The 25,568-nt window shown below is 67.7% G+C and carries 30 protein-coding genes; 15 read left to right on the forward strand and 15 right to left on the reverse strand.

Annotated elements, in window-relative coordinates:
- Positions 1-81 precede the first annotated feature (81 nt).
- Positions 82-1,644, forward strand: coding sequence for an alpha-N-arabinofuranosidase (locus GGQ59_RS11625; protein ID WP_183818775.1), 1,563 nt, complete (start codon positions 82-84; stop codon positions 1,642-1,644).
- Here GGQ59_RS11625 and GGQ59_RS11630 read toward each other — a convergent pair.
- The 3 genes from GGQ59_RS11630 to GGQ59_RS11640 all read right to left on the reverse strand — a co-directional run bounded on the left by GGQ59_RS11630 (position 1,641) and on the right by GGQ59_RS11640 (position 3,309).
- Positions 1,641-2,114 carry a helix-turn-helix domain-containing protein gene (locus GGQ59_RS11630; RefSeq protein ID WP_183818777.1) on the reverse strand — a complete coding sequence of 158 codons (474 nt, stop codon included), beginning with the start codon at positions 2,112-2,114 and terminating at the stop codon, positions 1,641-1,643. The two genes, GGQ59_RS11625 and GGQ59_RS11630, sit on opposite strands and share 4 nt — an antisense overlap.
- Before the next feature lie 661 nt (positions 2,115-2,775).
- Positions 2,776-3,096 (reverse strand): YbjQ family protein, encoded by a 321-nt coding sequence (locus GGQ59_RS11635; protein WP_183818779.1) that lies wholly within the window; start codon positions 3,094-3,096, stop codon positions 2,776-2,778.
- 3 nt (positions 3,097-3,099) lie between these two features.
- Positions 3,100-3,309, reverse strand: a complete 210-nt coding sequence (locus GGQ59_RS11640; protein WP_183818781.1) for a hypothetical protein — start codon at positions 3,307-3,309, stop codon at positions 3,100-3,102.
- A 99-nt stretch (positions 3,310-3,408) separates the two neighbouring features.
- Here GGQ59_RS11640 and GGQ59_RS11645 point away from each other — a divergent pair, with 99 nt between their 5' ends.
- On the forward strand, positions 3,409-4,338 hold the full coding sequence (locus GGQ59_RS11645; protein ID WP_183818783.1) for a fatty acid desaturase family protein: 930 nt from the start codon (positions 3,409-3,411) through the stop codon (positions 4,336-4,338).
- Here GGQ59_RS11645 and GGQ59_RS11650 read toward each other — a convergent pair.
- The 4 genes from GGQ59_RS11650 to GGQ59_RS11665 are packed head-to-tail and all read right to left on the reverse strand — an operon-like array spanning position 4,331 to position 6,898.
- Positions 4,331-4,948, reverse strand: coding sequence for a hypothetical protein (locus GGQ59_RS11650; RefSeq protein ID WP_183818785.1), 618 nt, complete (start codon positions 4,946-4,948; stop codon positions 4,331-4,333). The genes GGQ59_RS11645 and GGQ59_RS11650 overlap by 8 nt on opposite strands.
- A complete protein-coding gene (locus GGQ59_RS11655) occupies positions 4,942-5,763 on the reverse strand; it encodes a TPM domain-containing protein (protein ID WP_183818787.1) in 822 nt (273 codons plus the stop codon). Before GGQ59_RS11655 ends, GGQ59_RS11650 begins: the two co-directional genes overlap by 7 nt.
- Positions 5,760-6,311 (reverse strand): LemA family protein, encoded by a 552-nt coding sequence (locus GGQ59_RS11660; protein WP_183819064.1) that lies wholly within the window; start codon positions 6,309-6,311, stop codon positions 5,760-5,762. Before GGQ59_RS11660 ends, GGQ59_RS11655 begins: the two co-directional genes overlap by 4 nt.
- 29 nt (positions 6,312-6,340) lie before the next feature.
- Positions 6,341-6,898 carry a DUF3833 family protein gene (locus GGQ59_RS11665; RefSeq protein WP_183818789.1) on the reverse strand — a complete coding sequence of 186 codons (558 nt, stop codon included), beginning with the start codon at positions 6,896-6,898 and terminating at the stop codon, positions 6,341-6,343.
- 18 nt (positions 6,899-6,916) lie between these two features.
- On the opposite strand from GGQ59_RS11665, the gene GGQ59_RS11670 reads away from it, so the two are divergent.
- Positions 6,917-7,405: a DUF983 domain-containing protein gene (locus GGQ59_RS11670; protein ID WP_183818791.1), complete on the forward strand. Its 489-nt coding sequence runs from the start codon at positions 6,917-6,919 to the stop codon at positions 7,403-7,405.
- Positions 7,402-8,571, forward strand: a complete 1,170-nt coding sequence (locus GGQ59_RS11675; protein ID WP_183818793.1) for an MFS transporter — start codon at positions 7,402-7,404, stop codon at positions 8,569-8,571. Before GGQ59_RS11670 ends, GGQ59_RS11675 begins: the two co-directional genes overlap by 4 nt.
- On the opposite strand, the gene GGQ59_RS11680 is transcribed toward GGQ59_RS11675, so the two are convergent.
- Positions 8,526-8,927, reverse strand: a complete 402-nt coding sequence (locus GGQ59_RS11680) for a hypothetical protein (protein ID WP_183818796.1) — start codon at positions 8,925-8,927, stop codon at positions 8,526-8,528. The genes GGQ59_RS11675 and GGQ59_RS11680 overlap by 46 nt on opposite strands.
- A 100-nt stretch (positions 8,928-9,027) precedes the next feature.
- Here GGQ59_RS11680 and GGQ59_RS11685 point away from each other — a divergent pair, with 100 nt between their 5' ends.
- Together GGQ59_RS11685 and rpmG are read left to right on the forward strand one after the other, a co-directional pair.
- The gene (locus GGQ59_RS11685; RefSeq protein ID WP_183818798.1) at positions 9,028-9,171 is read left to right on the forward strand and encodes a hypothetical protein; all 144 of its coding nucleotides are present in this window, start codon (positions 9,028-9,030) and stop codon (positions 9,169-9,171) included.
- Between the two features lie 281 nt (positions 9,172-9,452).
- A complete protein-coding gene (rpmG, locus tag GGQ59_RS11690; protein WP_183818799.1) occupies positions 9,453-9,620 on the forward strand; it encodes a 50S ribosomal protein L33 in 168 nt (55 codons plus the stop codon).
- Positions 9,621-9,692: 72 nt separating this feature from the next.
- On the opposite strand, the gene GGQ59_RS11695 is transcribed toward rpmG, so the two are convergent.
- On the reverse strand, positions 9,693-10,277 hold the full coding sequence (locus GGQ59_RS11695) for a flavodoxin family protein (RefSeq protein ID WP_183818801.1): 585 nt from the start codon (positions 10,275-10,277) through the stop codon (positions 9,693-9,695).
- Between the two features lie 116 nt (positions 10,278-10,393).
- Here GGQ59_RS11695 and purQ point away from each other — a divergent pair, with 116 nt between their 5' ends.
- A complete protein-coding gene (purQ, locus tag GGQ59_RS11700) occupies positions 10,394-11,056 on the forward strand; it encodes a phosphoribosylformylglycinamidine synthase subunit PurQ (protein WP_183818803.1) in 663 nt (220 codons plus the stop codon).
- A 24-nt stretch (positions 11,057-11,080) separates the two neighbouring features.
- Here purQ and GGQ59_RS11705 read toward each other — a convergent pair whose 3' ends face one another.
- Both GGQ59_RS11705 and GGQ59_RS11710 read right to left on the reverse strand, forming a co-directional pair.
- A complete protein-coding gene (locus tag GGQ59_RS11705; protein WP_183818805.1) occupies positions 11,081-12,976 on the reverse strand; it encodes a cation:proton antiporter in 1,896 nt (631 codons plus the stop codon).
- Between the two features lie 84 nt (positions 12,977-13,060).
- Positions 13,061-13,837: an enoyl-CoA hydratase gene (locus GGQ59_RS11710; protein ID WP_183818808.1), complete on the reverse strand. Its 777-nt coding sequence runs from the start codon at positions 13,835-13,837 to the stop codon at positions 13,061-13,063.
- Between the two features lie 31 nt (positions 13,838-13,868).
- Between GGQ59_RS11710 and GGQ59_RS11715 the strand changes: the two genes are divergently transcribed.
- The 5 genes from GGQ59_RS11715 to GGQ59_RS11735 are packed head-to-tail and all read left to right on the forward strand — an operon-like array spanning position 13,869 to position 16,565.
- On the forward strand, positions 13,869-14,090 hold the full coding sequence (locus tag GGQ59_RS11715; RefSeq protein WP_183818810.1) for a hypothetical protein: 222 nt from the start codon (positions 13,869-13,871) through the stop codon (positions 14,088-14,090).
- A 25-nt stretch (positions 14,091-14,115) separates the two neighbouring features.
- A complete protein-coding gene (locus GGQ59_RS11720; protein ID WP_221401017.1) occupies positions 14,116-15,072 on the forward strand; it encodes a calcium/sodium antiporter in 957 nt (318 codons plus the stop codon).
- Positions 15,069-15,803 (forward strand): SDR family oxidoreductase, encoded by a 735-nt coding sequence (locus GGQ59_RS11725; protein ID WP_183818812.1) that lies wholly within the window; start codon positions 15,069-15,071, stop codon positions 15,801-15,803. Before GGQ59_RS11720 ends, GGQ59_RS11725 begins: the two co-directional genes overlap by 4 nt.
- Positions 15,800-16,189 (forward strand): dihydroneopterin aldolase, encoded by a 390-nt coding sequence (locus GGQ59_RS11730; RefSeq protein WP_183818814.1) that lies wholly within the window; start codon positions 15,800-15,802, stop codon positions 16,187-16,189. Before GGQ59_RS11725 ends, GGQ59_RS11730 begins: the two co-directional genes overlap by 4 nt.
- A gap of 10 nt (positions 16,190-16,199) precedes the next feature.
- Positions 16,200-16,565 carry a 6-carboxytetrahydropterin synthase gene (locus tag GGQ59_RS11735; protein WP_183818817.1) on the forward strand — a complete coding sequence of 122 codons (366 nt, stop codon included), beginning with the start codon at positions 16,200-16,202 and terminating at the stop codon, positions 16,563-16,565.
- Here GGQ59_RS11735 and GGQ59_RS11740 read toward each other — a convergent pair.
- Entirely contained in the window at positions 16,562-17,695 is a 1,134-nt protein-coding gene (locus GGQ59_RS11740; protein WP_183818819.1) for an anhydro-N-acetylmuramic acid kinase, read from the reverse strand. The genes GGQ59_RS11735 and GGQ59_RS11740 overlap by 4 nt on opposite strands.
- A gap of 82 nt (positions 17,696-17,777) precedes the next feature.
- On the opposite strand from GGQ59_RS11740, the gene tyrS reads away from it, so the two are divergent.
- The 3 genes from tyrS to rnd are packed head-to-tail and all read left to right on the forward strand — an operon-like array spanning position 17,778 to position 21,140.
- The gene (tyrS, locus tag GGQ59_RS11745) at positions 17,778-19,034 is read left to right on the forward strand and encodes a tyrosine--tRNA ligase (protein ID WP_183818822.1); all 1,257 of its coding nucleotides are present in this window, start codon (positions 17,778-17,780) and stop codon (positions 19,032-19,034) included.
- Positions 19,031-19,936, forward strand: coding sequence for a 50S ribosomal protein L11 methyltransferase (locus tag GGQ59_RS11750; RefSeq protein WP_183818823.1), 906 nt, complete (start codon positions 19,031-19,033; stop codon positions 19,934-19,936). Before tyrS ends, GGQ59_RS11750 begins: the two co-directional genes overlap by 4 nt.
- 43 nt (positions 19,937-19,979) lie before the next feature.
- Positions 19,980-21,140 (forward strand): ribonuclease D, encoded by a 1,161-nt coding sequence (rnd, locus tag GGQ59_RS11755; protein ID WP_183818825.1) that lies wholly within the window; start codon positions 19,980-19,982, stop codon positions 21,138-21,140.
- Here rnd and GGQ59_RS11760 read toward each other — a convergent pair.
- The 3 genes from GGQ59_RS11760 to GGQ59_RS11770 are packed head-to-tail and all read right to left on the reverse strand — an operon-like array spanning position 21,137 to position 25,542.
- Positions 21,137-22,648 (reverse strand): Ppx/GppA phosphatase family protein, encoded by a 1,512-nt coding sequence (locus GGQ59_RS11760; protein WP_183818827.1) that lies wholly within the window; start codon positions 22,646-22,648, stop codon positions 21,137-21,139. The two genes, rnd and GGQ59_RS11760, sit on opposite strands and share 4 nt — an antisense overlap.
- A 3-nt stretch (positions 22,649-22,651) precedes the next feature.
- On the reverse strand, positions 22,652-24,856 hold the full coding sequence (locus GGQ59_RS11765) for an RNA degradosome polyphosphate kinase (protein WP_183818829.1): 2,205 nt from the start codon (positions 24,854-24,856) through the stop codon (positions 22,652-22,654).
- Complete coding sequence (locus GGQ59_RS11770) at positions 24,853-25,542, reverse strand: P-loop NTPase family protein (protein ID WP_183818832.1); 690 nt, start codon at positions 25,540-25,542, stop codon at positions 24,853-24,855. The genes GGQ59_RS11765 and GGQ59_RS11770 overlap by 4 nt, the downstream gene beginning before the upstream one ends.
- Positions 25,543-25,568: the final 26 nt, after the last annotated feature.

Genomic DNA, 25,568 nt, shown 5'->3' on the forward strand with positions numbered 1-25,568 from the left:
AGGCGGAACGCAGCCCGCTGCGCTTGCCGGGCCCTCCGGCGGTGCGCTCCACTCGCGACGTCGATTCGTAGGGGCGAAGGTATGGTGTCCGGAAAGTTCAAAGCGTTCGTCCTCGCCGGGGCCGCCCTGCTGGGGGCGCTCGGAACCGCCGCCGCGCAGGACACGGTCCGCGTCGAGATCGACCCCTCGAGCGAAGGCCCTAAGATCAGCCGGCACATCTTCGGCCAGTTCGCCGAGCACTTGGGCACCGGCGTCTATGGCGGCGTCTGGGTCGGTCCCGATTCAGACATTCCCAACACGCGCGGCATCAGGAACGACGTCGCCGAGGCCCTTCGGGCCCTTCAGGTTCCCAACGTCCGCTGGCCGGGCGGGTGCTTCGCCGACGAGTATCACTGGCGCGACGGCATCGGCGAGCCTGCGGACCGCAAGAAGCGGCGAAACGCGAGCTGGGCGGGCCGGATCGAGGACAACGCCTTCGGCACGCACGAATTCTTCGACTTCCTCGACCAGATCGGCGCGGAGGCCTTCATCTCCGCCAATATGGGGTCGGGCACCGTTCAGGAAGCCGCCGACTGGCTCGAATACCTGACCGCCGAAGGAACGAGCCTCGCCGAGGAGCGGGCGCGGAACGGCCACCCCGAGCCCTACGCCGTCGCCTTCTGGGGCCTCGGCAACGAGATGTGGGGGTGCGGCGGCCCCCTATCGGCGCAGGAGTACCTGTCGCGCATGAAGCGCTTCTCCAACTTCAGCACCAACTACAACGAAGCCGAGCCGGTCCGGCAGGTCGCGGTCGGTCCCGACGGCGGCGGCTTCGTCGACTACACCGAGACCGTCATGAGCGCTTGGGCGGAGCGGAGCTGGGCTTGGGACATCCAGGGGCTCTCCCTGCATCGCTACACGAGGGGCGAGTGGCCACCGAAAATCGCCGCGACCGGCTTCGGCGAGGACGAGTACGCCGCGGTGATCGAAGAGACCCTCGGCATGACGGCGTTCATCGAGACCAACGCCGAGATCATGGACCGCTACGATCCCGATGGGCAGGTCGGCATCATCGTCGACGAGTGGGGCACTTGGTACGAAGGCGACCTGGGCACGCTCTACCAGCAGAACACGCAGCGTGACGCGGTCCTGGCGGCGCTGAACCTCAACATCTTCGCCAAGCACGCCGAGCGGGTCAAAGGCGCCAACATCGCGCAGATGGTGAACGTGCTTCAGGCGATGATCCTGACCGACGAGGACCGCATGGTCCTAACGCCGACCTACCACGTCTTCCGCATGTACGTGCCCTTCCAGGACGCGACGCGCCTCGACGTCCGCTTCCGGCCGGGAAGCTACCGCGTCGGCGACGTCCGCCTACCCCGCGTCGATGCGGTGGCGGCACGGGATGAGGACGGTAAGCTCTGGGTCGCCCTCGCCAACGTGGACGCGGCCCGTCCGGTGACGATGGAACTCGCTCTCGGTGAGGGAGCGATCGTGTCCGCCGCCGGTGAGACGTTGCGATCCTCCGCAATCGACGCGCACAACACGTTCGAGCAGCCCACTTCCGTCGTGCCGACCCCGGCGGAGGTCACCATCGTCGACGGAACGGCGCGAATCGAACTCGCGCCGCACGCCGTCGCGGTCGTCAGCGTTGCGACTGACTAACTTGAAGCGCCTCGGCTGCTCGCCGTCTCGGTTTCGGTTTTGAAGCGCGTGACCAGCTCCACGATCACGACCGTCAGGCCGTGCCCGGCGACCCCGACCCCGAACCATACCGTCGGATAGAACATCTCGAACCGGCCGTTGCCGTCGCCGAAGCTGATGGCGGCGAAGACGAACAGACAGAAGACGTAGCTCGCGAGCACGATCAGGAAGGAGAGGCGGAGCGCCGCCCTCGCCCTCTCCGGGTCGTTCCGAGCGACAGGCGCCGCGACGGGATCCATCGCGATCGAGCCGACTTCGGTGTCGAAGGCTGCGGCGATCGCCATCATCGAAGCGCTCGACGCACGCTCGCCACTCTCGACGCGCTGCACGGTCCGAAGGCTGACGCCCGCCGCCTGGGCGAGGTGCTCCTGCGACCAGCAGCGCTCTTCGCGCAACTGCCGGACCTTCTCGGCATCGGGACTGACTTGCATCTCGCTCTCCTCGAGTTGGTTGTATTCGTGCCCTGAAACTGAGCGCGAACCGGGCCGATTGCCAGGTCGGCAATCAGACTGCGACCCGCCAGATAGCCGCCAGTGACCCGCCAGAAGGCGAAAGAAGGCACACCCTCAACAGGTTGCGGCCCGACCGCTCCGTAGGGCGATTGCGCAAGGCGCGCCGCCCTGCGAACTTATCCCCGCCTCTTCGCGACGTGCCATGCTGCCCCCGTTCTCCCGGGCAGGCCGGGCGGTGTGCACGCTACTCATCGGTTCGGGGGACGGTGATCCTGAGGGGAGCGGACGTAGCGGTCCGTGCGGCAGGTGGCTGATCGGGGCCTGCCGTTCATTCCCGAGGGACGAGGGATTGAAGCGCTATCGCGGACCAAGGCGCCGAAAGGTCGCCCCCTGCGAGGGCCCCTCGGCAAGATCGCCGCCGGACGTTCTCGTTCTGGGCTACAGTATCAATCCAACTTCCCGCTCAGCGCGGGGACGTCCGGACACCCGGCGACTTTGACACCGACGACAGGTCGGCGCTTCGGCGTGCCCGAAACCCACCGGCCCAGCGCCGCTGGCGCCCGGGGCCGAAGGCCCGTGCCGCCAGCCCAGCGCTCAAGTAGCGAGCGCGAGCGAGCGGTAGCGCCACGAAGGAGAGTCCTCAGGCCTTCTCGAGGCGCACCGCCGTCCCGAAGGCCAAGATCTCGGCCGCGCCCTGGCTGATGGTCGAGGTGGTGAAGCGTACGCCGACCACCGCGTTCGCGCCCAGGCGCTCGGCGTGCGCGATCATTCGGTCCTGGGCCTGCTCGCGCGCCTCGGACATCATCTTGGTGTACTCGGTCACCTCGCCGCCGACGATGTTGCGGAGACCCGCGACGAAGTCGTTGCCGATGTGCTTGGCGCGGATGACGTTACCCCGGGCGAGGCCGCACGCCTCGGTGATCTTGTGGCCAGGAACGGTTTCCGTCGTGACGATCAGCATGGCTTACTCCTTCACCTCGCGCTCGTAGTAGCGGTCTTCGGGGTTCCGCAGACGCTGCCGCAGGACCGCGCCGAACAGGAAGGCGAAGAAACCGAGGACGGCGAGACCGATGATGCCCCAAGGCCACGCGGCGATGAGACCGCCGACGATGAAGCCCGCATAGACGAGCGCCAGCACGCAGATGCCGGCGAGAGCGAGGTTACCGAGAGACATGACGACCCTCCCTTTCGATGACTGTCAGGTAAGGTTCGGCAGCGAAACCTTCAAGCCGTACGGCTTGCCGGGTCGCAGTTGCGGGCGCATCATCCCAGCATGACGACACGCCGCCGCGCCGATCCCCGGGCGGCCTTCGGGGCCGACTGGGACCGTCTGCGCCGCGTCTCGCCCTGGCGTGGCCTTTGGCTCGTCGGTCACGCCTGGGGCGTGATCGGCGTCTGCCTCGCCGCTTCGGTGCTTTTTCCGAACCCTCTCGTCTGGCTCGGCGCCGTCGTCGTCATCGGCGCGCGGCAGCTCGGCCTCGCCATTCTGATGCACGAGGCGGCGCACGGCCTTCTGCACCCGAACAAGGCGGTCAACGACGCGGTCGGACACTGGCTCTGCGCCGCCCCGGTCGGCAGCGCGCTCGGCGTCTATCGCCCCTACCACCTCAGCCATCACAAGCACACGCAGACGACGGGCGACCCCGACCTCGCCCTCTCCGCCCCCTTCCCCGTCGCCCGCGCCAGCCTACGCCGCAAGATCGTCCGGGACCTGACCGGGCAGACCTTCCTCAAGCAGCGCTTGGGCCTCGCCGCGATGAAGCTGAAGGAGACGCGGCACGCGGCGGCGGTCGGCGGGTCGAGCTACCCCGTCTTGCCCTTCCTTGGGACCAACGCCGTGCTCTTCGCTCTGCTACTCGTCACGGGCGCAGGTTGGGCCTTCCTCGTCTGGCTCGCGGCGATGGCGACCTGGTTCCCGCTAGCGACGCGCATCCGCAACATCGCCGAGCATGCCTGCGTGGAGACGGACGTCGCCGACCCCTTCACCCATGCCCGGACGACGAGAGCCAACCGCCTGGAGCGTGCGCTGATCGCGCCCTACTGGGTGAACTTCCACGCCGAGCACCACCTCTTCATGTACGTGCCCTGCTACCGCCTGCCCGAGGCGCACCGCATCTTGCGGGACCGGGGCTTCGCCGAGGCGATGACCATCGCGCCGGGCTACCTCAGCGTGCTGAGGACGTGTACCGCGCCCGCTAGCTGACGATGACGTCCGGCAGTTCGTTGCCCGTGCCGGACCCCGGCGGGAAGTGCGGCGCGAGAAGATCTCCCGCCCTCGCCGCCGCTTCGGTCAGCCCCTCGATCGGCTGCTTCGCCTTCAGGCGCCGGGCGAGGTCGCCGGCGAGGCCTCGCCACTCGCCGCGGCCGATGACCTCCGAAGCCCGCGTGTCGCACAGCACCTCGACCGACCGCTCCGCCATCGCGGCGTAGATCAAGACCGCCGCGCGCTCGCCGGTGTCGCGAAGGCCGTGCGCGAAGAACTCGGCCTCCGCCGCGGCCCGGACGTCTCTCGCCAGCCGCGCCTTGCCGACGAGGCGGCGCCCGACGCCGACGGCAGGCAGAACGACGCCGAGGATCGCGAAGAGTACGAGCTGGCAGAGCCAGATCATCAGGGCGGGAACGGAGGGGAAGGGAAGCAGCACCGCAGGCAAGGTCAGCGCGGCGATCCCTGCCGCCGTCATCTCGACCGTCCGGTAATCGGTCGCGTGCCGGACCACCATGACGACGATCTCCGCGCCTGTCCTGGTCTCGGCCTCCGCGACCGCGGCCTCGATCCGCTCGCGTTCTTCCTCTTCGAACAGATCCTCTACCACGAGCCCGAGGCCCCCCCGCCGCCGAAACTGCCGCCCCCGCCGGAGAAGCCGCCACCGCTGAAGCCACCGCCCGAGAAGCCCCCGCCACTGCCGTAGCCGCCCCGCCCGATCTGGCTCGCGAATATCCAGCCGAGGGCGTCAGCGCCCGGATCGTAGCGACGACGACGCCGGTCCGAATCGAACAAGACCCGCCCCCGGCGTCGCGGCCACAAGGACAGAAGGACGAACAGGACGAAGATAAGGAGCGGCCAGGGGATGCCGCCCTCCCCATCCGCCATCGGCCGCTCGCCGGCCCGTTCGCGGCGGTCCTGCCACGACACGGGGTCGCCCGACAGGACCGCGATCATGCCGACCACCCCTTCGGTCACGCCGCGGTCGTAGTCGCCTTCGCGGAAGGCCGGCAGGACGGCGCGTTGAATGATCGTCGAAGACAGCGCGTCGGTCAGCGTGCCTTCGAGGCCATAGCCGACCTCGATCCGAACCTCCCGCTCGTTCGGCGCCACGAGCAGGATCGCGCCATTATCGAGGCTGCGCTCGTCCAGGCCCTCCGCGACGCCGATCCCCCACTCGCGGCCGAGGCGGTAGCCGTACTCCGTGATCTCGAGGCCACCGAGGCTCGGCACGGTCGCGACGACGATCTGGTCGGCGGACTGGGACTCCCAGTCCTGCAGGCGGAGGGTCAGCGCCCGTTCGGTCTGCGGGCTGAGGACCTCCGCGGCGTCCACGACCCGGCCGGTCAGGGCGGGGAAGTCTTGCCCCCACGCCGCCGTGACGAGGGGGACGAGAGCAAGAACGGTTGGAACGGCCCGTCTCATTCGTCCCCGAACTGCACCTCTGGCGCGGTCTGCGCTTCGGGCACCGCTTCGAACGGCACGGCACGCTCGTACTGGCCGTTGAAGATGCTCGCGACCCACCGGTCGGGCAGCACCATGAACTCGCGATTGTAGTCCTGCACCGTGGCGATGTAGTCGCGCCGTGCGACCGCGATGCGGTTCTCGGTCCCTTCAAGCTGGGACTGCAGCGCCAGGAAGTTCTGGTTCGACTTGAGGTCGGGATAGGCCTCGACCGTGACCAGCAGCCGCGACAGCGCGCCGGAGAGCTGGTCCTGTGCGGCTTGGAACTGCGCGACCTTGGCCGGGTCGGAGAGGTCGTCGGCGGAGAGCTGGATCGACGAGGCCCGCGACCGCGCTTCCGTCACTTCGGTCAGCACTTCACGCTCCTGGTTCGCGTAGCCCTCGACCGTGCGAACGAGGTTCGGGATCAGGTCCGAGCGGCGCTGATACTGGTTCTGTACCTCGGCCCAGGCCGCATCGACCGTGTTCTTCTTGTCCGGCACGTCGTTGATGCCGCAGCCGGTCAGCATCAGCAGCGCGGCGATGATGGCGAGCTTCCTCACGTCGGTCCTCCCTCGTCCTCAAAGCTATCACACGCCGCTTCGGCGTCCGGTTCCAGTGCGACGTGCGGTTCGATCCGCTCGGAAAGCCGCCGGACGGGGATGCCGAAGGCGGTGACGGTCGCGACGTTCATGACGTTGCCGTCGTCGAGCAGGTGTAGATGCTGCGTCATCCGCCCGCCGGGAACATCCTCCATCGGATAGGTCAGGCGCAGCGTGCCCCCCGCGACGACCGCCTTCACCGGGCCCGAGGCCTCGGTCAGCGTTCCTTCGTAGGTCCGTTCACCCGAGGGCCGCATCGTCCAGCGCCGCTCCGTCACCTTTCCGCTGCCGAAGCGCACCGTCTGATCGAGGACGAAGCCATCTTCGCTCTCTCGGCCTCGGCTGGTCACCGTGAACGCATCGTCGAGCGCGCCGTTCCGAAAGGTCAGGACGCCGCGGCCGCACCCCACCCCGGCGAAGAGAACCTCCGGACGCACGGCCTCTTCGGGCGGCGCGTCCGGCAGGTGACCCGTACAAGCAGGGATTACGAGAACGGCGAGGAGAGAAGCGCGCATCGCCCCGTCCATAGGCCGATGCCCCTTAGTCGCGCCACCAGGACGCACCGGCTTGCCGCCATGGCGCTCGCCGTCCATCTAGCCGCGATGAGCAGCACCGCCCTTCAAGACGACGACCGCCGCCCCTTCTGGCGGTCGGTGTTGCGCGGCGCGCGCAATCGCTGCCCCCGCTGCGGCCAAGGCCGGGTTCTTCGGGACTATGTAAAGGTGCGCGACGCCTGCGCGGTCTGCGGGCAGGACTTCTCGGGACACGAGGCGGACGACGCGCCGCCCTACCTGACCATCTTCGTCGTCGGTCACCTGATCGCCGTCCCGGTGGTCGAGGTGAAGCGCCGGTTCGACCCGCCGCTCGGCGCGCAGGTCCTCGGGTGGTGCGCCCTTGCGATCGTGCTGACGATCCTTCTGCTGCCGGTCTGCAAGGGTGCGCTGATCGGCCTTCAATGGGCGAACCGGATGCACGGCTTCGCGCAGACGCCGGACGACCCCGAAGACGTTCTGCGCTCATGAGCACGACGCAAGGGGCGGCGGCGGGAGACAGGGGAAGCACGCTCGGCCTCATCGCCGCCATCGCGGCTATCTCCGTCGCCGGGATCGGCTTCGGCCACTCGATCCCGCTCTTCTCGGTCCTGCTCGAGCGCTACGGCGCAAGCAGCTTCGCGAACGGTCTCAACACTGCCGTCGGCGCGCTCGCCGTGCTCGTCTGTGCTCCAATCTACCCCCGTTTGATCGTCAAGGTCGGCATGCGGCGCTTCTTGGTGTCCAGCATCGTCCTCATGGTGGTCAGCTACGGCCTGATCTACGTCGCCGAGGAGGCGATCTGGCTCTGGTATCCGTTGCGCTTCGTCTTCTCGGTCGGCGCGTCGGGCCTCTTCGTCGGCTCGGAGATCTGGATCAACGCCGCAGCCGACCCCGCCCGCAGAGGGCGTGTCATCGGAGTCTACTCGACCTGCCTCGCCCTCGGTTTGGCGCTCGGTCCTCTGATGCTCAACGTCACCGGCTATGACGGCGCGGCCCCCTTCATCGCCGGTGCCCTCGTCTTCGCGCTGGCCGCCATTCCCATCGCGCTCGCGCCGCCGCCGAGCGTCGATCCCGATTCGGGTGCCGACCGTATCCTCCCGCTGCTGACGCGGGCGCCGGTCACCTTCGGCGCTTCGGCCATGTTCGGCGCGGTCGAAAGCGCGATGCTCGTCTTCCTCCCTCTTCTCGCGCTCGACGCGGCGTTCGGGGAGCGGGTGGCAGCCCAGACCGTGACGGCTTACTGCCTCGGCTCGCTGGCACTGCAGTATCTGGTCGGCCGGGCGGCGGACGTCGTCGGCATCATGAGTATGCTCTTCGCGATGGCGGCGGGCGCCGCCGTCAGCGCCGCGCTCCTGCCTCTGGCCAACGACCGTCTGCCGACGCTCTTCGCCTGCGCCTTCGCGCTTGGCGGTCTCATCAACGGCATCTCGACTTGCGGGCTCACGCTTCTCGGTGACCGGTTCTCAGGGAGCCGTCTGCCCGCGGCCGGGACAGCCTACGCCTTCGCCTGGGGCCTCGGCGCGGTCACGGGTCCGGCCGCGGCGGGCCTGATGCGGGATGCCGGCGGACCGGACGCGATGATGGGCGGGATCGTCGTCGCGCTGGTGCTCTACGCCGTCGCGGCCCTCTTGCGGCGCGGAAGCGCGTTTCCGTAGGCAGCACAGGCGGCGGGTGCGAGCGCGTCGAGTAGCGGCGCAACGCCGTCCCGCCGCACGACCCACGCAGCCGCGGACTCCGCCCCCGTCCAGTCGCGCTGGCCGAGCAGGCGCGCGATGCGTAGCACGGCGCGTTCGTCCGCGCTGGGTACGAGTCCTTCCCCGATGTGCAGGCGCCGCCGGGCATGACGGCTCAGCGCCTTCACGGTGCGGCCGTAAGCCCAAGCCGCGACGCGCCCTTCGGCCCGCCCGGGATAGTGCGCCAGCGTCTCCGAAGAGCGGGCGGCGTCGGGGCCCCCGGCCCAGTGGGCGCGGAGGTGATGCAAAGCGGCGAGGTCGTCCTGGGTGATTTGCATACTCGAATGATAATCATTCTCACTTCGAGCGCAACACCTCCCCACGACCTGACGCGTGATTAACGCGCGCAAAAGAAAAGGCCGCCCCGGAGGACGGCCCTTGGTCACCGTAAGAGTGGTCGCCTACGCGGCCTACGCGGCGCCGGCTTTCTCTTCCTTGGCGTGGTCCGCTTGGTACTCGCCGCACCAATCCATGGCGCTGACGGTTGGCCACTGTGCCTTCGCGTCGCTCTCGCTGGGCTGAGGCGCATAGCGGCGGCACTCAGAGTCGGTGTCGTAGTAGTGAGCGCAAGTTTTGCAGTGCATCGCAGCCTCCATATTCCAATAACACACGTCGAACACGTCTATGGCGGATCGGTTCTGCGCCGTCCAGATTTTTTCGAAACTATGTTTGCTCGTTATTATGCAAATCGTTTGCAGATACTTTGAAAAGCATTCTCAAACGCAAGAGGCGTGAGGCGTTGACAGCCAAGGGCGCGCCACTATGTTCGCGCGTTCCGATCAACCCTCAAGAGGGAGGCCGTGATGGCCAAGCCGACCACCATCAAGATCCGCCTGAACTCGACGGCGGGCACGGGCTACTTCTACGTGACGAAGAAGAACACCCGGACGATGACCGAAAAGATGACCGTGCGGAAGTACGACCCCATCGCGCGCGCGCATGTCGACTTCAAGGAAGGCAAGATCAAGTAAGATCTCGCCTTTCCGATACGAGAAAGGGGCGCCCTCGGGCGCCCCTTTTCGCTTGTTCGGTGTTCTACTTGGTCAGTCCAGCTGACCCGATCCCCAGCGCATCGCCGCCTTGGCGATCCGCGCCCCGTACATCTTCGCCGTCTTGATGTCGCCCTGGGGCGGGTTGTCGGGTCCCGGCGCGGCGTTGTCGGATTGGGCCATCGCGCCGATGTAGCCGCCGATCCGGTTCACGCCGTCCTTGTGACCGTTGGTCCAGTCTTCCTGCTGCGTCTCGTTCAGATAGCCGGTCGGCACCCAGATCATGCCGTGCTGGGCGGCTAGGATCGCGAACTGCTGCAAGGTCGCGACCTTGTCCCCCGACATGCTGCCCGAGTTCGTGAAGCCCCCGGCGATCTTGTCCTTCCACTCTTGGCCGAACCAAGGTTTGGAGGTCGCGTCTATGAACGCCTTCATCGGTGCGGAGGGGCCGCCCATGTAGGTCGGCGCGCCGAAGACGATCGCGTCCACCTCCTTCAACTCGTCGAGCCTGGCCTGCCCTTCCTCGGCGGTGAGAAGGAGGACCTCGGCTCCCGCTCCGGCCGCGCCGTCGCGCACGGCCTCTGCCTGCAGCGCGGTGTGGCCGTAGCCCGAGTGATAAACGATTGCGACCTTGGTCATGGAGCCTCCGCTCATGGTGTTGCGGAGCGATAGGTCGTGCGCCTCGCCGCGCGGGCAAGGACAGGCGCGGGCAAAGCTGCGTTGCGGCGCCGACCGAGGCGGCCTAGAGGCCGCCTATGCAGACCGCCGTCATCGTCTTCCCCGCCTCGAACTGCGATCGCGACGCCAAGGTCGCCTTGCGCCAAGCCACCGGCCGCGAGCCGCACATGGTCTGGCACGCCGACACAGAGCTGCCCGAGGCCGATCTGATCGTGGTGCCCGGCGGTTTCTCCTATGGGGACTACCTGCGCTCGGGCGCGATGGCGGCCCGCAGCCCCGTTCTCAGGGCCGTCGCGGACCGGGCCAGGGCCGGCACGCCGACCTTAGGCATCTGCAACGGCTTTCAGATCCTGACCGAGGCGGGCCTCCTGCCGGGCGCGCTTCTTCGGAACGCAGGCATCGACTTCGTCTGCGGCATGCGCACGCTCAAGGTCGAAAGCACGGACAGCCCCTTCACCAAGGCCTATGAGAGCGGTGCCTACGTCCGCTTCCCGGTCGCCCACCACGACGGCAACTACGAGGCCGACGAGGAGACGCTGGACAGGATCGAAGGCGAAGGCCGAGTCGCGTTCCGCTACGTCGGCAACGTCAACGGCTCGGCACGGAACATCGCCGGCATCCTGAACGAAGCGGGCAACGTCCTCGGCCTCATGCCGCACCCGGAGCGCGTGATCTCCCCCCTCCTCGGCGGCGAGGACGGCGCGACCTTCTTCCGCCAGGCGCTCGAAGCGATCGGTTAGAGGCAGCTCGGCGGGCGGGCCCGCTCAGCCGCCAACCTTTTCGAGCGCCGCACGTTTGCGTTCTTCCAACGCCTCGATCTCCGGCGACCGGTTCTCTTGCGACGGTTCCTCTTTCGGCTTCGTCCCAGTCCCGGGCGGGACGTAGGCGAGGACGCGGTCGCCGACGGTCAGTTCGAGGCGCTGCTCGGCGGACTGGAAGAGGAGCTGGTCGCGGCGAACGACCAGGACGATCATCGCCTCCGTCGGCAGGGCCGCGCGGTAGCGGTCGGGCGGGTAGGCCTCGGACAGGCGCGTGAACTGGAACGTCCAGCCGGAATAGTGCTTCTGCAGCAGGGTATCGAGGCTCGTCTTCTCGGAGATGAACGTCTTGCCCTGCAAGCTGTAGGAGATGCCTTTCCGGCTGTCCTCCGTACCCTGCATCGAGAGCTGATAGGTGGTCGCTCGGTCCATCTCCGGGGCGAGGTCCGTGCAAACGAGCGCGTTGTGGGCCTCGTTCCCGCCGAGTGCCAGCAGGTAGCCGTAACGTACGAACTCGATGTGGTGCTCCGTCACCTCGGACAGGATCTCACCGTAGAAGGTGTCGATCCCGGCCTGCCGGGCGGGCCGCAGAGCGCGGTAGCTCGCGTCCGAGATCAGCACCGGCAGGTCGAGTTCCTTCAGCTTCTCGGCCAGCTTCACCGACCAGGGGCTTGAGCCGACGATGAGGACGCCGGGCGGCCTGGTCGACGCGAGGCCCAGGAGCTTGGCGAGCGGCGCGATGGTGAAGCCGTGGAGAAGGACCGTCGCGAAGACCATGGCGAAGGCGAGCGGGACGAGCATCTCGCCGTCCGCGTCGCCGCGCTGCTCCATACCGGCCGCGAAGAGGCCCGAGACCGCGACGGCGACGATACCCCGCGGCGCGATCCAGCCGACGAGTGCGCGCTCCTGCCAGGGAAGACCGGTCCCGATCGTAGCGATCCATACGGTGAGCGGACGCACGACGAACAGCATGGCGAGGACGAAGGCGCCCGCCCGCCAGTCGAGAAGCATCAGCGTCTCCGGCGTCAGGTTCGCCGTAAGAAGGACGAAGACGCCCGAGACGAAGAGCACGGCGATGTTTTCTTTGAAGTGCCGAAGCTGGTTGATGGACGGCATCTTGGCGTTGGCCATGGTGACACCCATCGCCGTGACCGAGATCAGGCCGCCCTCTTCCTGGAGCAGGTTCGCAAGCTCGAAGCAGAGCAGCACGGCCGCCAGCAGGACCGGCGGCTTGAGGTACTCCGGCACCCACCCCTTCCGGAACGCCCGCGCTATGCCGAGACCGAAGGCGATCCCCTCGAGGAGGCAAAGAACCGACCCGATGAGAAGGCTCGCGGCGAGTTGCGCCGTCGTCAGGTCGTGCTCGCCCGTGTTCGGCGCGAAGAAGAACTCGTATGCGATGACGGCTGCCAGCGCGCCGATCGGGTCGTTGACGATCCCTTCCCACTTCAGCAACGCCGCGGGACGCGAGGAGAGCTTCGCCTGGCGGAGGAGCGGGATGATCACGGTCGGTCCGGTGACGACCATGATGCCGCCGAACAGAACGGAGGCGGACCAGCCGAGGCCGCCGATCACGTGAGCCGCGCCGGCCCCGAGGAGCCAGGCGATCGGAACGCCGGGAAAGACGAGCCTTCGCACGCCCTTGCCCAGGCCGCGCAGCTCGTCGAGCCGGAGTTGGAGCCCACCTTCGAAGAGGATGACCGCGACCGCGACCGCGATGATCGGCTGGTAGAAGTCGCCGAACGTCTCCTCCGGCCGCATGATGCCGAGGATGGGACCGAGGAAGAGGCCGGCGATCGCCATCAGCACGATGGCGGGCAGGTTGAACCGCCAGCCCAGCCACTGAGCGCCGATGCCGACGACGCCGATCAGCGTGATCGAGAAGACGAGGTGTTCTTGCATTTGACGACCCGTCTTACCCGCGCCCTAGCTCGGCGCCCCGAGGCAACTTAGCGTGCAGGACCTGTTTTGCGAGCGCGAAGAGGCTCAACGGTGCTTGAAGGTGGGATCGCGCTTCTCGACGAAGGCCGCCATGCCTTCCTTTTGGTCTTCGGAGGCGAAGACGCCATGGAAGACGCGGCGCTCGAAGAGGACCCCCTCGGCGAGGGAACTCTCGAAGGCGCGGTTCACGCACTCCTTCGCCATCATGGTGACGGGTCGAGAGTAGCTCGCGATCTTCCTCGCGGTCTTGAAGGCTTCGTCGAGAAGATCGCTCGCCGCGACGACGCGGGCCACCAGGCCGGCGCGCTCCGCCTCCTCGGCCTTCATCATGCGGCCGGTCAGGATCATCTCCATCGCCTTCGACTTGCCGACGGCGCGAGTCAGGCGCTGCGTGCCGCCCGCGCCGGGAATCGCACCGATCGTGATCTCGGGCTGACCGAACTTCGCCGTGTCCGCCGCGATGATGAAGTCGCACATCATGGCGAGTTCGCAGCCGCCTCCGAGCGCGTAGCCAGCGACCGCGGCGATGATCGGCTTGCGGCAGCGCGCCGCCGCTTCCCAGTTCGCACTGATAAAGTTCTCGGAGAACGCCTCCATCGCGGTCTTGCCCTGCATCTCCTTGATGTCGGCGCCCGCAGCGAAGGCCTTCTCCGACCCTGTGAGGATCATGACGGCGATGCCGGGGTCGACGTCCGCCTTCTCGATCACATCGGAGAGTTCCTCCATCAGCCGCGTGTTCAGCGCGTTCATCGCCTCGGGGCGCGCTAGGGTGATCAGGAGGACCCGGTCCTCCGTCCGCGTCTTGATCGTGGTGTAAGCCATGAGCGTCACTCCGCTTCGAACCGGGGGGTCTATGCGTCGCCTACCCGACGGGCAACCGTTCCTTTCGCACCTGCGAAGGCCGATGCGCCGAGCGGGGGTGACGGCAAAGAAGCGTTCGGTTAGAGGCGGCGACACGTTCCCGCCGCAGCGACATCGCCCCCGAGGATCCATGCCCGTCAGCCTGATCGTCATCTTCCTCTTCGTGCTCGCCTTCGGCGCGCTCAACCGGCTGGAAAAGGGCCGCTGGGACTGAGCGGCCCTTCCCGGGACCGCCGACCTTGCTGACAGAGACACTCCTTCTCCTCGCGGGTCTCGCTCTCCTGCTGGTCGCGGGTGACTTCCTCGTGCGCGGCGCGGTCGGGCTCGCGAAGCTTCTGAACGTTCCGCCGCTGCTCATCGGCCTGACCGTGGTCGCCTTCGGCACGTCGGCGCCGGAGCTCGTCGTCACGATCCAGGCGGTGCTGTCAGGCGACAACGGCATCGCGATGGGCAACATCGTCGGATCGAACATCGCGAACATCCTGCTCGTGCTGGGCCTGCCGGCGGTGATCTCCGCGATCAGCCTGAAGACGCCGCGGCTCGGACGGCACGCCGTCGTCATGCTGATCGCGACGGCGGCGTTCTGCGCCTTCGTCTATGCGCGCGGCGCTATCGATACGCTCGCGGGCGCCGTGCTGCTCTCGCTGATCGCCGCCTACCTCGTGCTGATCTGGCGCGAGGCGAAGGCAGGCGAGAATGCCGAGCTCGTCGCCGAGGTCGAGGAGTTCGGCCAAGCCGCGACAGCGAGGTGGAAGCCGCCGCTCTACCTCGTCGTCGGCCTCGTCGGCTTGCCCATCGGCGCGCAGCTCCTCGTCGAGAACGGGGCTGCTATCGCGGAGGCGCTCGGCGTTCGTGAAGAGGTCATCGGCCTTACGGTCGTCGCTTTCGGCACGTCCCTGCCGGAACTCGCCACCGTCATCGCCGCCGCGATGAAACGAGAGGCGGATGTGGCCGTTGGCAACATCGTCGGCTCCAACATCTTCAACCTTCTCTTCGTGGGCGGCGTCGCCGGTCTCGTCGGGACGAGCGCCTTCTCGAGCGAAGCGCTGCGGTTCGACCTGCCGGTCATGGTGGGGGCCGCGCTGATCCTCTCGTTCCTGATCTTCCGCCGGTCGCGGATCGGTCGTCTGCTCGGCATCTTCTTCACGCTCGCCTACGTGGCGTACATCGCCGCGCTCGGGATGGGGGTCGCGTGAAGTCCGTCTTGATCACGGGCGGGGCCAAGCGCCTCGGCGAGGCCTTCGCCCGCGCGTTGGCGGAGGCGGGCTGGACCCCGGTGATCCACTACAACGCCTCGAGGGAAGAAGCCGAAGCGCTCGCGTCGTCCCTAGGCGGACACGCCGTCGGTCGCGACCTGTCGGCTCTCGAGAACGTCGAGAGCTTGATCGACGCGGCGGCGACGGCGGCAGGCGGTCCTTTGAGCGGGCTCGTCAACTCTGCCTCGATCTTCGAGCACGACGACGCGGGCTCGGTCACGCCGCAGGCTCTGCTTCGGCACTTCGCGGTCAACACGGCGGCGCCCGTTCTTCTGTCCCGCCGCTTCGCGGCGCAGGCGCCCGCAGGAGCGGCGATCGTCAACGTGCTCGACCAGAAGCTCTGGAACCCCAACCCCGATCATCTGTCCTACACCCTCGCCAAGGCGGCGCTGCGCGAGGCGACCACGCTGTGCGCTCAGGCCTACGCGCCGACGGTCCGCGTGGTCGGCGTCGCGCCCGGCTACGCCCTGCCAGGCCCCGGCGAGGACGAGGCCGCGTTCGAGAAGAAGGCCGCGGCGCAGAACCCGCTGGGGCGGCGCCTCGAACCAAAGCACGTGGCGGACGCCGTGCGCTTCGCGCTCGAGAACCCGGCCGTGACGGGCACGGTCGTGCTCGCCGACAATGGCGAGCACCTCGTCCCCTCGGCTCGCGACGTGGCGTTCAAGCCATGATGCAGCTGCCAGGCCTCGCCCCCGGTCACTACTTCGTCTTCCTCGAGGATCTCCGCCGGAAGGTCCGATTGGGCGTCCTCGCGCACGAGAAGGACCCGCAGCTCGTCAGCTTCGACCTGGCCATGGTGCTGCGGCGCGAGAATGCGGGCGACGGCATGGAGGACGTGGTCGACTACAACCACCTGCGCGACGCCGTGCTGGCGCTCACCGCAGAGCGGCACTTCGGACTGCAGGAGACGCTGTGCGAGGCGATCCTGGACCGCCTCACCGCTTTGCCCGGCGTCTACGGCGCCGTGGTCGAGACGCGGAAGCTGTCAGTCTACGAGGACGCGAGCGCGGTCGGCTGCCGCATGACGCGCGTGGACCCGAGCGTCCTCACGCGCTAGCTGCGCCCGCGTGTACGAGCAGTCCTACAGCTTCGGCTTCGAAGCCGCCCATGAGCTGGCCGACAATGTCGGCCCCGGTCACGACTATGCGCATGTCCACGGCCACAGCTTCCGCGTGACGGTGACGTTACGCGCCGACGCGCCCGGACCGCAAGGATGGATCGAGGACTTCGCGGTCGTTCGCGCCGCCTGCGACGAGGTGCGCGGCGTGCTCGATCACCGTTTCCTCAACCGGGTCGAGGGACTCGAGCGGCCGACGCTCGAAGTCATCGCGCGATGGATCTTCGACCGGCTGTCGCCGAGCCTGCCTGCGCTCGCCGGGGTAGAGGTCTCGCGGCCAAGCCTCTGCGAGGTCGTGCGCTACTGGGCGAGCTAGACCGGTTTGCGGTTGTAGACGCCCCCGGTCAGCGGGCGCGGGGCGCCGGTCGTCTTCTGGAAGCTGATCGGTAGCTTCTTCAAAGAGCGCACGGCGAGGTAGGCGAAGCACTCCGCCTCGACGTCGTCGCCGCGCCAGCCCGCCTCCTCTGCGGTCAGGACGTCCGCCGTCAGGCGGTCCTGCAGCTCCTGCATCAGAACGGGGTTGTGGCGCCCGCCGCCGCAGACGATCCATTCGCCGGGCGGGCTCGGCAGCAACGGTACGGAGCGGGCCACGCAGGCTGCGGTGAACGCGGTGAGGGTCGCAGCGCCATCCGGCACGCTCATGCCCTCGACGGGTTTGAGCTTGAAGTCGTAGCGATCGAGCGACTTCGGCGCCGGGCGGCGAAGGTAGGGGGCGAGCGACATCAGGCGGACGGTCTGCTCGTCCACCGTTCCGTCGGCGGCGAGGGCGCCGTCGCGGTCCATCGACTCGCCCGTTCGCATCTGCACCCACTCGTCGACGAGGCCGTTGCCGGGCCCGCAGTCGAAGGCGACAAGGCCAGCCGACGCGCCGTTCGCCGGAACGAAGGTGATGTTGGCGACGCCGCCGAGGTTCAGGACGCCGACGGCATGCGGCCTCTCCAGCTGCTTGACGAGGGCGGCGTGGTAGATGGGTGCGAGAGGCGCGCCCTCCCCGCCCGCGGCGATGTCCGCCTGCCGGAAGCCGTCGACCACGTCGATACGCAGTTCGTCGGCCAGCGTGCGGCCCGAGCCGATCTGCCAAGAGCGCCCGACCGAGACACCGTCGGATGGAGGGCGGTGAAGGATGGTCTGGCCATGGAAGCCGATAACATCGACGTCGTCGCGCGCGAGGTCCGCCTGATCGAGGAGTTCCCGCACGGCGTGGATGTGTGCGCTCGTCACCTCGTCCGCGGCGCGAGCGATGTCGGCGGCTTCGTTGCGGCCTTCGAGCGCGGCGCGGGTCGCCCGGCGGATCTCGGCCTTGGCGACGCGGCTGTAGGGGACGGAGATCGAGGGACCGGGCTCGAGGACCCACTCACCGTCGGTGCGCAGGACCGCGGCGTCGACCGCATCGAGTGAGGTGCCGGCCATCAGGCCGATCGCGGTAAGGACCTTATCCGAAGCCATGCCCTGCTCTCGTGTGGACGGACCGAAGGACGCGTGACTAGAAGCCACGAGACTTACCGTGGCCTTAAGGACGCTCAAGACGATGCCGAGCTTTCAGTCCGACTTTCTGCGCGTGCTGGACGAGCGCGGATTCATCCATCAGGGAACGGACCTCGCCGGCCTCGACAAGGCGGCGAGCAAGGGCATCGTCACCGCCTATATCGGCTTCGACGCGACGGCGGACAGCCTACATGCGGGCAGCCTCGTCCAGATCATGCTCCTGTACTGGCTGCAGCAGACCGGCCATCGTCCCATCGCGCTGATGGGCGGCGGGACGACCAAGGTCGGCGACCCGTCCGGCAAGGACACGCAGCGCAAGATGCTGACCGATGCCGACATCGAGTCCAACCTCGCGGGCATCAGGCGGAACGTCGAGCCCTTCTTGACCTTCGGCGAGGGCGGCACCGATGCGTTGATGCTGAACAACGACGACTGGCTGTCGGGCCTGTCCTACGTCCAGTTCCTGCGCGACTACGGCGTCCACTTCACCATCAACCGGATGCTGACCTTCGATTCGGTCCGCCTGAGGCTGGAGCGGGAACAGCCGCTGACATTCCTCGAGTTCAACTACATGCTGATGCAGGCCTACGACTTCCACGTCCTGCACCGCGACTATGGCTGCACGCTGCAGATGGGCGGGTCGGACCAGTGGGGGAACATCGTCAACGGGACCGAGCTGATCCGGCGGATCGCGGGCGGTGACGAGACCGCGCGCGCCTTCGGCCTGACGACGCCACTCCTGACGACGGCGTCGGGCAAGAAGATGGGCAAGACCGAGAGCGGCGCCGTCTGGCTGTCCGCCGACAAGCTGCCCCCTTACGACTACTGGCAGTACTGGCGGAATACGGAAGATGCGGATGTCGGCCGGATGCTGCGCCTCTTCACCGCCCTGCCCCTCGACGAGATCGCCCGCCTCGAAGCGCTGGAGGGCCGAGAGGTCAACGATGCCAAGGTCGTGCTCGCGACCGAGGCGACCGCGATGCTGCACGGCCGGGACGCGGCGGAACGCGCGAAGGCGACGGCGGCGGAGACCTTCGCGGGGGGCGCCGGCGGTGACCTTCCGACTTACGAGACGAACGCCGCGGCGTTGAACGAGGGGCTGCCGATCCTGGAACCCCTGCGCGCGCTCGGCCTCATCGCATCGAACGGCGAGGGGCGGCGCCACATCAAAGCGGGCGCCGTCCGCGTGAACGGCGAGCCGATCGCCGAGGAACGCAACCTCACGCACGCCGACCTTCAGGAAGGCCAGGTTCGCCTCTCCGTCGGCAAGAAGAAGCACGGACTGGTACGATCCTCATGAGCACGATCCGAATCACCTGGCGCGGCGACGCCGCCACCGTCCACGCCGCAGACAACGCGCTGTCCGAGGTGCTCGATCCGCCCGCCGACGCGGTCAGCCTCCTGAAGGAGGATTCTTCCGAGGCCGATTCGGACACGCCCTGGACGCTGCACGCCTACTTCGAGCACGATCCAGACGCGGACGCCGTCACCGAGGCCTTCGCCGCCTTCGGCCTTAACATCGGCCCGGGCGAGCGGGAGGTGCTGGAAGACCGCGACTGGGTCGCCCACGCCCTCGAAGGCCTCGGCATCGTCGAGGCGGGGCCGTTCGTCGTCTACGGACGTCACGACGCCGATAAGGCCGCGGCGTTGCCGGGTCACCACATCCAGATCGAGGCGAACCGCGCCTTCGGGACGGGACACCATCCGACGACGGCCGGTTGCCTCGAGATGCTCGCCGAGGTCGAAACCGCCGCTCCGTCACGCATCCTCGACCTCGGCACAGGCTCCGCCCTCCTTGCCATCGCCGCGCGCCGCCTCTGGCCGCATGCGACGGTGCTCGGCACCGACATCGACGAGCCGTCCGTCGCGATCGGCGAGGAGAACGCGGAGCTGAACGGGGCGCAGGGCATCACCTTCCGCGTCGCCGACGGCGTGGACGAGTCCGTGCGACGGGAAGGACCCTTCGATCTCGTCATGGCGAACATCCTCGCGGAACCGCTTGTCGACCTCGCGCCGGACGTCGCGGCAGTCACCGCGCCCGGCGGCCGCATCCTCCTGGCGGGGCTTCTCGACCGCCAAGAGGCGGCGGTGATCGAAGCCTACGCGGCCGAAGGCTTCGCCGTTACCCTACGCGGCGGCAATGTTTGGCCGATTCTGTTGCTGGAACGGCACGCTGAGCGAGGAACTCTCTCACGGATGTGAACGGCCTTCGCAGTTGGGCTCGAACCCTGCTAGCCCCCTCCGGATGCAGGTAATTTCGGACACTCAATCGCTTCGCGACCTCTGCGCCCGGCTCGCCACCCACGACTTCGTCACGGTGGACACCGAGTTCATGCGAGAGAAGACCTACTACGCGAAGCTGTGCCTCATCCAGGCAGCCAGCACGGATGAGGCGGCGATCATCGATCCCCTCGCGGAGGGAATCGATCTTAGCCCGTTTCTCGACCTACTCGCCGATGAGAGCACCCTGAAGGTGTTCCACGCGGCGCGGCAGGATCTCGAGATCTTCTACAAGCTGATGGGCGAGGTCCCCGCACCGCTCTTCGATACCCAGGTCGCGGCGATGGCCTGCGGCTACGGCGACCAGATCGGCTACGAGCCGCTGGTCCGGCAGGTCACGAGCGGCCAGGTCGATAAGGGCTCGCGCTTCACCGACTGGGCGCAGCGGCCCCTTTCCAGCAAGCAGCTCACCTACGCGCTCGGCGACGTGACGCATTTGGTCGACGTCTACTTGAAGCTGGCGCGGGTTCTCGACGAGTCCGGGCGCGGCCCGTGGGTCGCCGAAGAGATGGAAGCGCTCCGCGACGAGCAGCTCTACTTCACCGAGCCGGACGAGGCTTGGCGCCGATTGAAGCTCCGTGGCGTCCGGCCCCGCGAGGTCGGTCCGCTGATGAAGCTCGCCGCATGGCGCGAAGCGGAAGCCCAGGAGAAAGACCTTCCTCGGGCCCGGGTTCTCAAGGACGAAGTCTTGTTCGAGGTCGCGCGGGCGGCCCCCGAGGACGAGGCGGCGCTCGGCCGCCTGCGCTCGATCCCGCAAGGGTTCGAACGGTCGAACCAAGCGAAGGCGATCCTTCAGGCGGTGGCCGAAGGGAAGTCGCTCCCCCGCGACGAGCTTCCCGATCTGCGCGGTGACGGGCCGCGTCAGCCTGCACCGGCGGACGTGGTCGATCTGCTTCGCGTGCTGCTGAAGAGACAATCAGAGAAGCACGGCGTCGCCCCAAGACTCCTCGCCTCCTCCGCCGACCTCGAGGCGATCGCGCTCGATGACGATGCGGACGTGCCTGCTCTGCGCGGCTGGCGGCGGCAGGTCTTTGGCGACCTCGCGCTGCGCCTGAAGTCGGGCGAGCTCGGCATGACGCTGAACGGAAAGCAGATCACGCTGATCGAGCGCCGGCCGGCTCGTTAGAGCCAGTCGGCGCCGCTCGATACCTTCGGCGCGAGTCCGAGCGAGCCCGCGAACTTCTCGAACCGGCGCCGCGGCGAGTCGCCGAGGTAGTCTCGGTCGCCACGTTCGAGTTCGAGCCTCAAAGTGTCCTGATCCGCCGACAGGCGTGCTCGCGGAAGGACCGTGCGACCGACCGGGTCGAAGTCCGAGGCGAAGCGAAGCCCAAGTCCGACTTGGCGTGTCCAACGCAGCGTGTCGTCGTCCAGGAGCTGGGTATGCAGGTGGGCGGGGAAGTCCGCTTCGGACGCCGTATGCCGTTGGAAGAGGATCGCGGCGAGCGCGACGCGGCCCGGATGGTCGACGCTGATGAAGGGCATGTTCAGTACGGAGACGGCCGCCTCGTTTCCCCGGCTGTCGGGGTGGAAGAGGCCTGCGACGTTGGTGAGCTTCGCAGCCGCCCGTCGCAACCGCGCCTGGCGCGATGTCTCGTTCGCAAAGGCGGGCGAGAGGAAATCGAAGATCGCCCGCCGGCGTTCCATGCCCCCAGGCGAGAGGCGCTCGGCGTAGTGCTGCGAGAGCGCGACGAGCGGATCCTCGGCGCGCTCTTCGGGTGAGAGTTCAGCGTAGAGCGACCCTTCCCGCACGCCGCAGGACGAGATCGCGACCCTTTTCGCTCCGGACTTCGAGACGATCTTGCGCAGGACCATGGCCGCGAAGGGCAGAGTGGGCGCCCGGCGCGACGGTACGCCCGGCGTCGAGGCCAAGCTCTCCACGCTCTGCTGTTCGACGAGGCGGCACAACTCGATGGCCCTTTCGGCCGGCAGCCAGAAGTGATCCAGGATCGAGATGGGATGGCCGGTCTGCATGATTGCCAACCGACCGAGCGCCCGCCACGCCCCGCCGACGATGTAGAAGGTGGTCGGCTCGAGGCCCTTCAGCCAGGGCACGTCCGCAATGGCGGCGTTCACGGCCTTCTTCGCGTCGCGCAGATTGCCTTCGTACCGGCTCGCAAGACGAAGGCCACCGATCGGCAGGCTGACGAGGTCGGCGACGCCGTCGGGGGCGCCGCGGTCGAGATGCGACAGCTCCAGGCTCCCACCACCCATGTCCCCGGCGAGGCAGCCCCCTTCTTCTTCCATCACTTCGGGCGCGCCGGAAAGGATACCGAAGGCCGCCAGCTTCGCTTCCTCTTCCCCGGTCAAGAGCGTCGGTTCGAAGCCGATCCGGCGGATCTCGCTCAAGAAGTCGGGTCCGTTCGGCGCCTCGCGCGAAGCCGCCGTCGCGATCACCTTCAGGCTCGCCAGGTTCTCGTCCGCTAGGATCGACGCGAACCGGCGCAGGATCTTGAGAGCGTCGGCCATAGACGTTTCGCGCAAAGCTCCGCTGTCGGGCTCACGATCGCCCAGGCCGCAAAGCGACTTCTCGTTGAAGACAGCGATCGGCGCGCGGGCCGGTCCCTCGAAGATCACGAGACGGACGGAGTTCGAGCCGATGTCGATGACGGCACGGCGGGGGGAGACGATCTCCACCCGCTAATCCTCGACCGTCAGCAGGCGGGGGCCGAACTCGGCGAGGGCCGCGCCGCGGCCCGAAAGGCTGGGATTGGTCATGAAGTAGTCGTGCAGGTTGAAGGCGTCAGGCTCCCGCGCCGCCTCGTCGCGCCGCCAGGCGCCGTCCGCCCCGAGCCACCAGCTCTGCGCCTCGTCCTTGAGGTTCGCGACCATTATCTGATCGACGACCTGATTATGCGTCGTCGGGTTCTCGATAGGGCAGAGGACTTCCACCCGCCGGTCGAGGTTGCGCGGCATCCAGTCGGCCGAGGAGACGAACACCTTGGCGCGGTCCGAGGGCAGCTCGTAGCCGTTGCCGAAGCAGACGATGCGGGAGTGTTCGAGGTAGCGGCCGACGACGCTCTTCACCTCGATCGTTTCGGACAGCCCGGGCACGCCGGGCCGCAGGCAGCAAATGCCCCGAACCACGAGGAGGATCTTCACGCCCGCGCGGCTCGCCTCGTACAGCTTATCGATGAGCGTGCCGTCCACGAGCGAGTTCATCTTGGCCCAGATCGTCGCAGGTTCGCCCGCCCGGGCATGCTCGATCTCGCCGTCGATGAGGTCGATCAACGTGTCGCGAAGGGCGAGCGGCGCGATGACCAGGCGTTCGAACTCCTGCGGCACGGCGTAGCCGGTCACGTAGTTGAAGATCCGCGCGACGTCGCGCGCAATCGCGTCGTCGCAGGTGAAGAGCGCAAGGTCCGTATACACCTTAGCGGTGAACTGGTGGTAGTTGCCCGTGCCGATGTGACAGTAGCTCCGGGTCCCCTCGCCTTCCTTGCGCACGACGAAGCTGAGCTTGGCATGGGTCTTATAGTCGACGAAGCCGTAGACGACGTTGACCCCTGCGCGCTCGAGCGCTCGAGCCCAGCCGATGTTCGCTTCTTCGTCGAAGCGCGCCTTGAGCTCGACGAGAGCGGTGACGTTCTTGCCGCTCTCCGCCGCCTGGATCAGCGCTTCGATGATGGGCGACTGCTTGGACGTTCGGTAGAGCGTCTGCTTGATCGCAAGGACGTCTGGGTCGCGCGCGGCCTGTTTGAGGAACTGTACGACGACATCGAAGTCCTCATACGGATGGTGAACCAGGATGTCCTTGGCGGCGATCGCCGCGAAGCAGTCGCCGCCATGCTCGCGAATGCGTTCGGGGAAGCGCGCTTCGAAGGGTTCGAAGACGAGGTCGGGGCGATCCTTCGGGATCAGCTCCGAGGTCTGCGCCAGGCCTAGGAGGCCGTCGATCAGGACGACGTCCGAGGCGTGAACGCCGAGCTTCGAGGTGATCAACTCACGAAGGGCGAATGGCGTGCCCGCGTCGATCTTGAGACGGATGACGTCGCCACGCCGGCGCCGCCGCAGCATGCGTTCGTAGGAACGCACGAGGTCTTCCGCCTCGTCGTCCACCTCGACGTCCGAATCCCGGATGACACGGAAAGCCCCCGCGGAGACCACGTCCCGCGAAGGGAAGACATGGTGCAAGAAGCGCATGATCACACGCTCCAGGCTGATGAAGCGGACCTGTCCGTTGGCATCGTCGCTCGGCAGGCGGACGAAGCGGCGGATCTTGTTCGGCACCGGCAACAAGGCGTCCAGATGTCCGTCCGGCCCGTCCAGGCTGAAGCAGAGGACGAAGCCCAGGTTCGGGATGAAGGGAAACGGGTGCGCCGGATCGAGCGCGAGCGGCGTGAGGACGGGGAAGATCCCGGACAGGAACTCGGCTTCCAGCCAATCGACTTCCTCGTCGGTCAGCTCCTCCGCAGTCAGAACTTCGACCCCCGCCTTTCGCATCAGCGGAAGGAGACCATTCCAGGCATGTTGCTGGCGGCTCATCAGGGCCGCCGCGCGATCGTTGATCGCAGCGAGCTGCTGCTTCGGTGTCAGGCCGTCCTGGCTACGCTTGTTCACGCCCTCTCTAAGCTGCCCGACGAGGCCCGCGACGCGGACCATGAAGAACTCGTCGAGGTTCGAGGCCGAGATGGACAAGAAGCGCAAGCGCTCGAGGAGCGGATGCCGCTCGTTGTCGGCCTCTTCGAGCACGCGCGTATTGAAGTCGAGCCAGCTCAGCTCGCGGTTGATGAACCGCTCGGGGCTGTCCGTGGTGATGCCACGCTCACCCTCCGGTTCGCCTGCCTCGGGCCGGATGTCGGCGGAACCGTCCACGGCGTCCTCCCGTCTGCTCGGCGCGCTCATAGCGTGAAGCCGTCGGCTTCTGCCAGCGCGTCGCGCAACAAAGGACCCGGCCGCCTGTACCCCCGCGCCGCGACGCGTTCGACGAGGGCAGCGAAGCCTGCCACCGCAGCGAACTCTCGCCGGAGGGAAGAAGCCGCTTCGACGACGGTACCGAAGGGCATTTTGAGGCCGCGCGAGGCAAGGTCGGCGCCGAGCGCCTGCGCCAACATCGCCTCGTCCGGGATGCCGAGTTCGGCATGGGCGATGCTCTTCAAGCGGTTCTCGAGGTCCGGCAGCCTATCCTCCCCCTGCCCCGCCCAAGAGGTCAGCCGGCCTCGCCCCGCGATCAGCAGCGGCACCCTGCGGCCCGCCGCCGCTTCGATCAGGGCGAAGAGATCGAGCGGAGAGAGCTCCTGCACGTCGTCCAGGACGACGGCGCCGTCACCGATGACCGCCTCGAAGTCCGCGCCCGGCCCGCGAACGGGCACGCCGAAAGCCTCGGCCTCGCGTTCCAGCAGCATCGTCTTCCCGGCACCCGGCGCACCGGTGACGGCGGCGACCACGCTGAGCGGCCTGCCCCCATGAGCTTGCAGCCCACTGCGCCAAGCCTTCAGCCTCCCGATCGCTTCCAGGTTCGCCGACCCCTCGATGAAGGGGAGCGGTCGGCGCCGGCGAGGCGGAAAGGGCAGCGGTGCCTGATGCGGCATCGGGTCGTTCGGGTCTGGCATTCCTC

The sequence above is a fragment of the Parvularcula dongshanensis genome (genome assembly GCF_014199615.1).
Taxonomy (GTDB): domain Bacteria; phylum Pseudomonadota; class Alphaproteobacteria; order Caulobacterales; family Parvularculaceae; genus Parvularcula; species Parvularcula dongshanensis.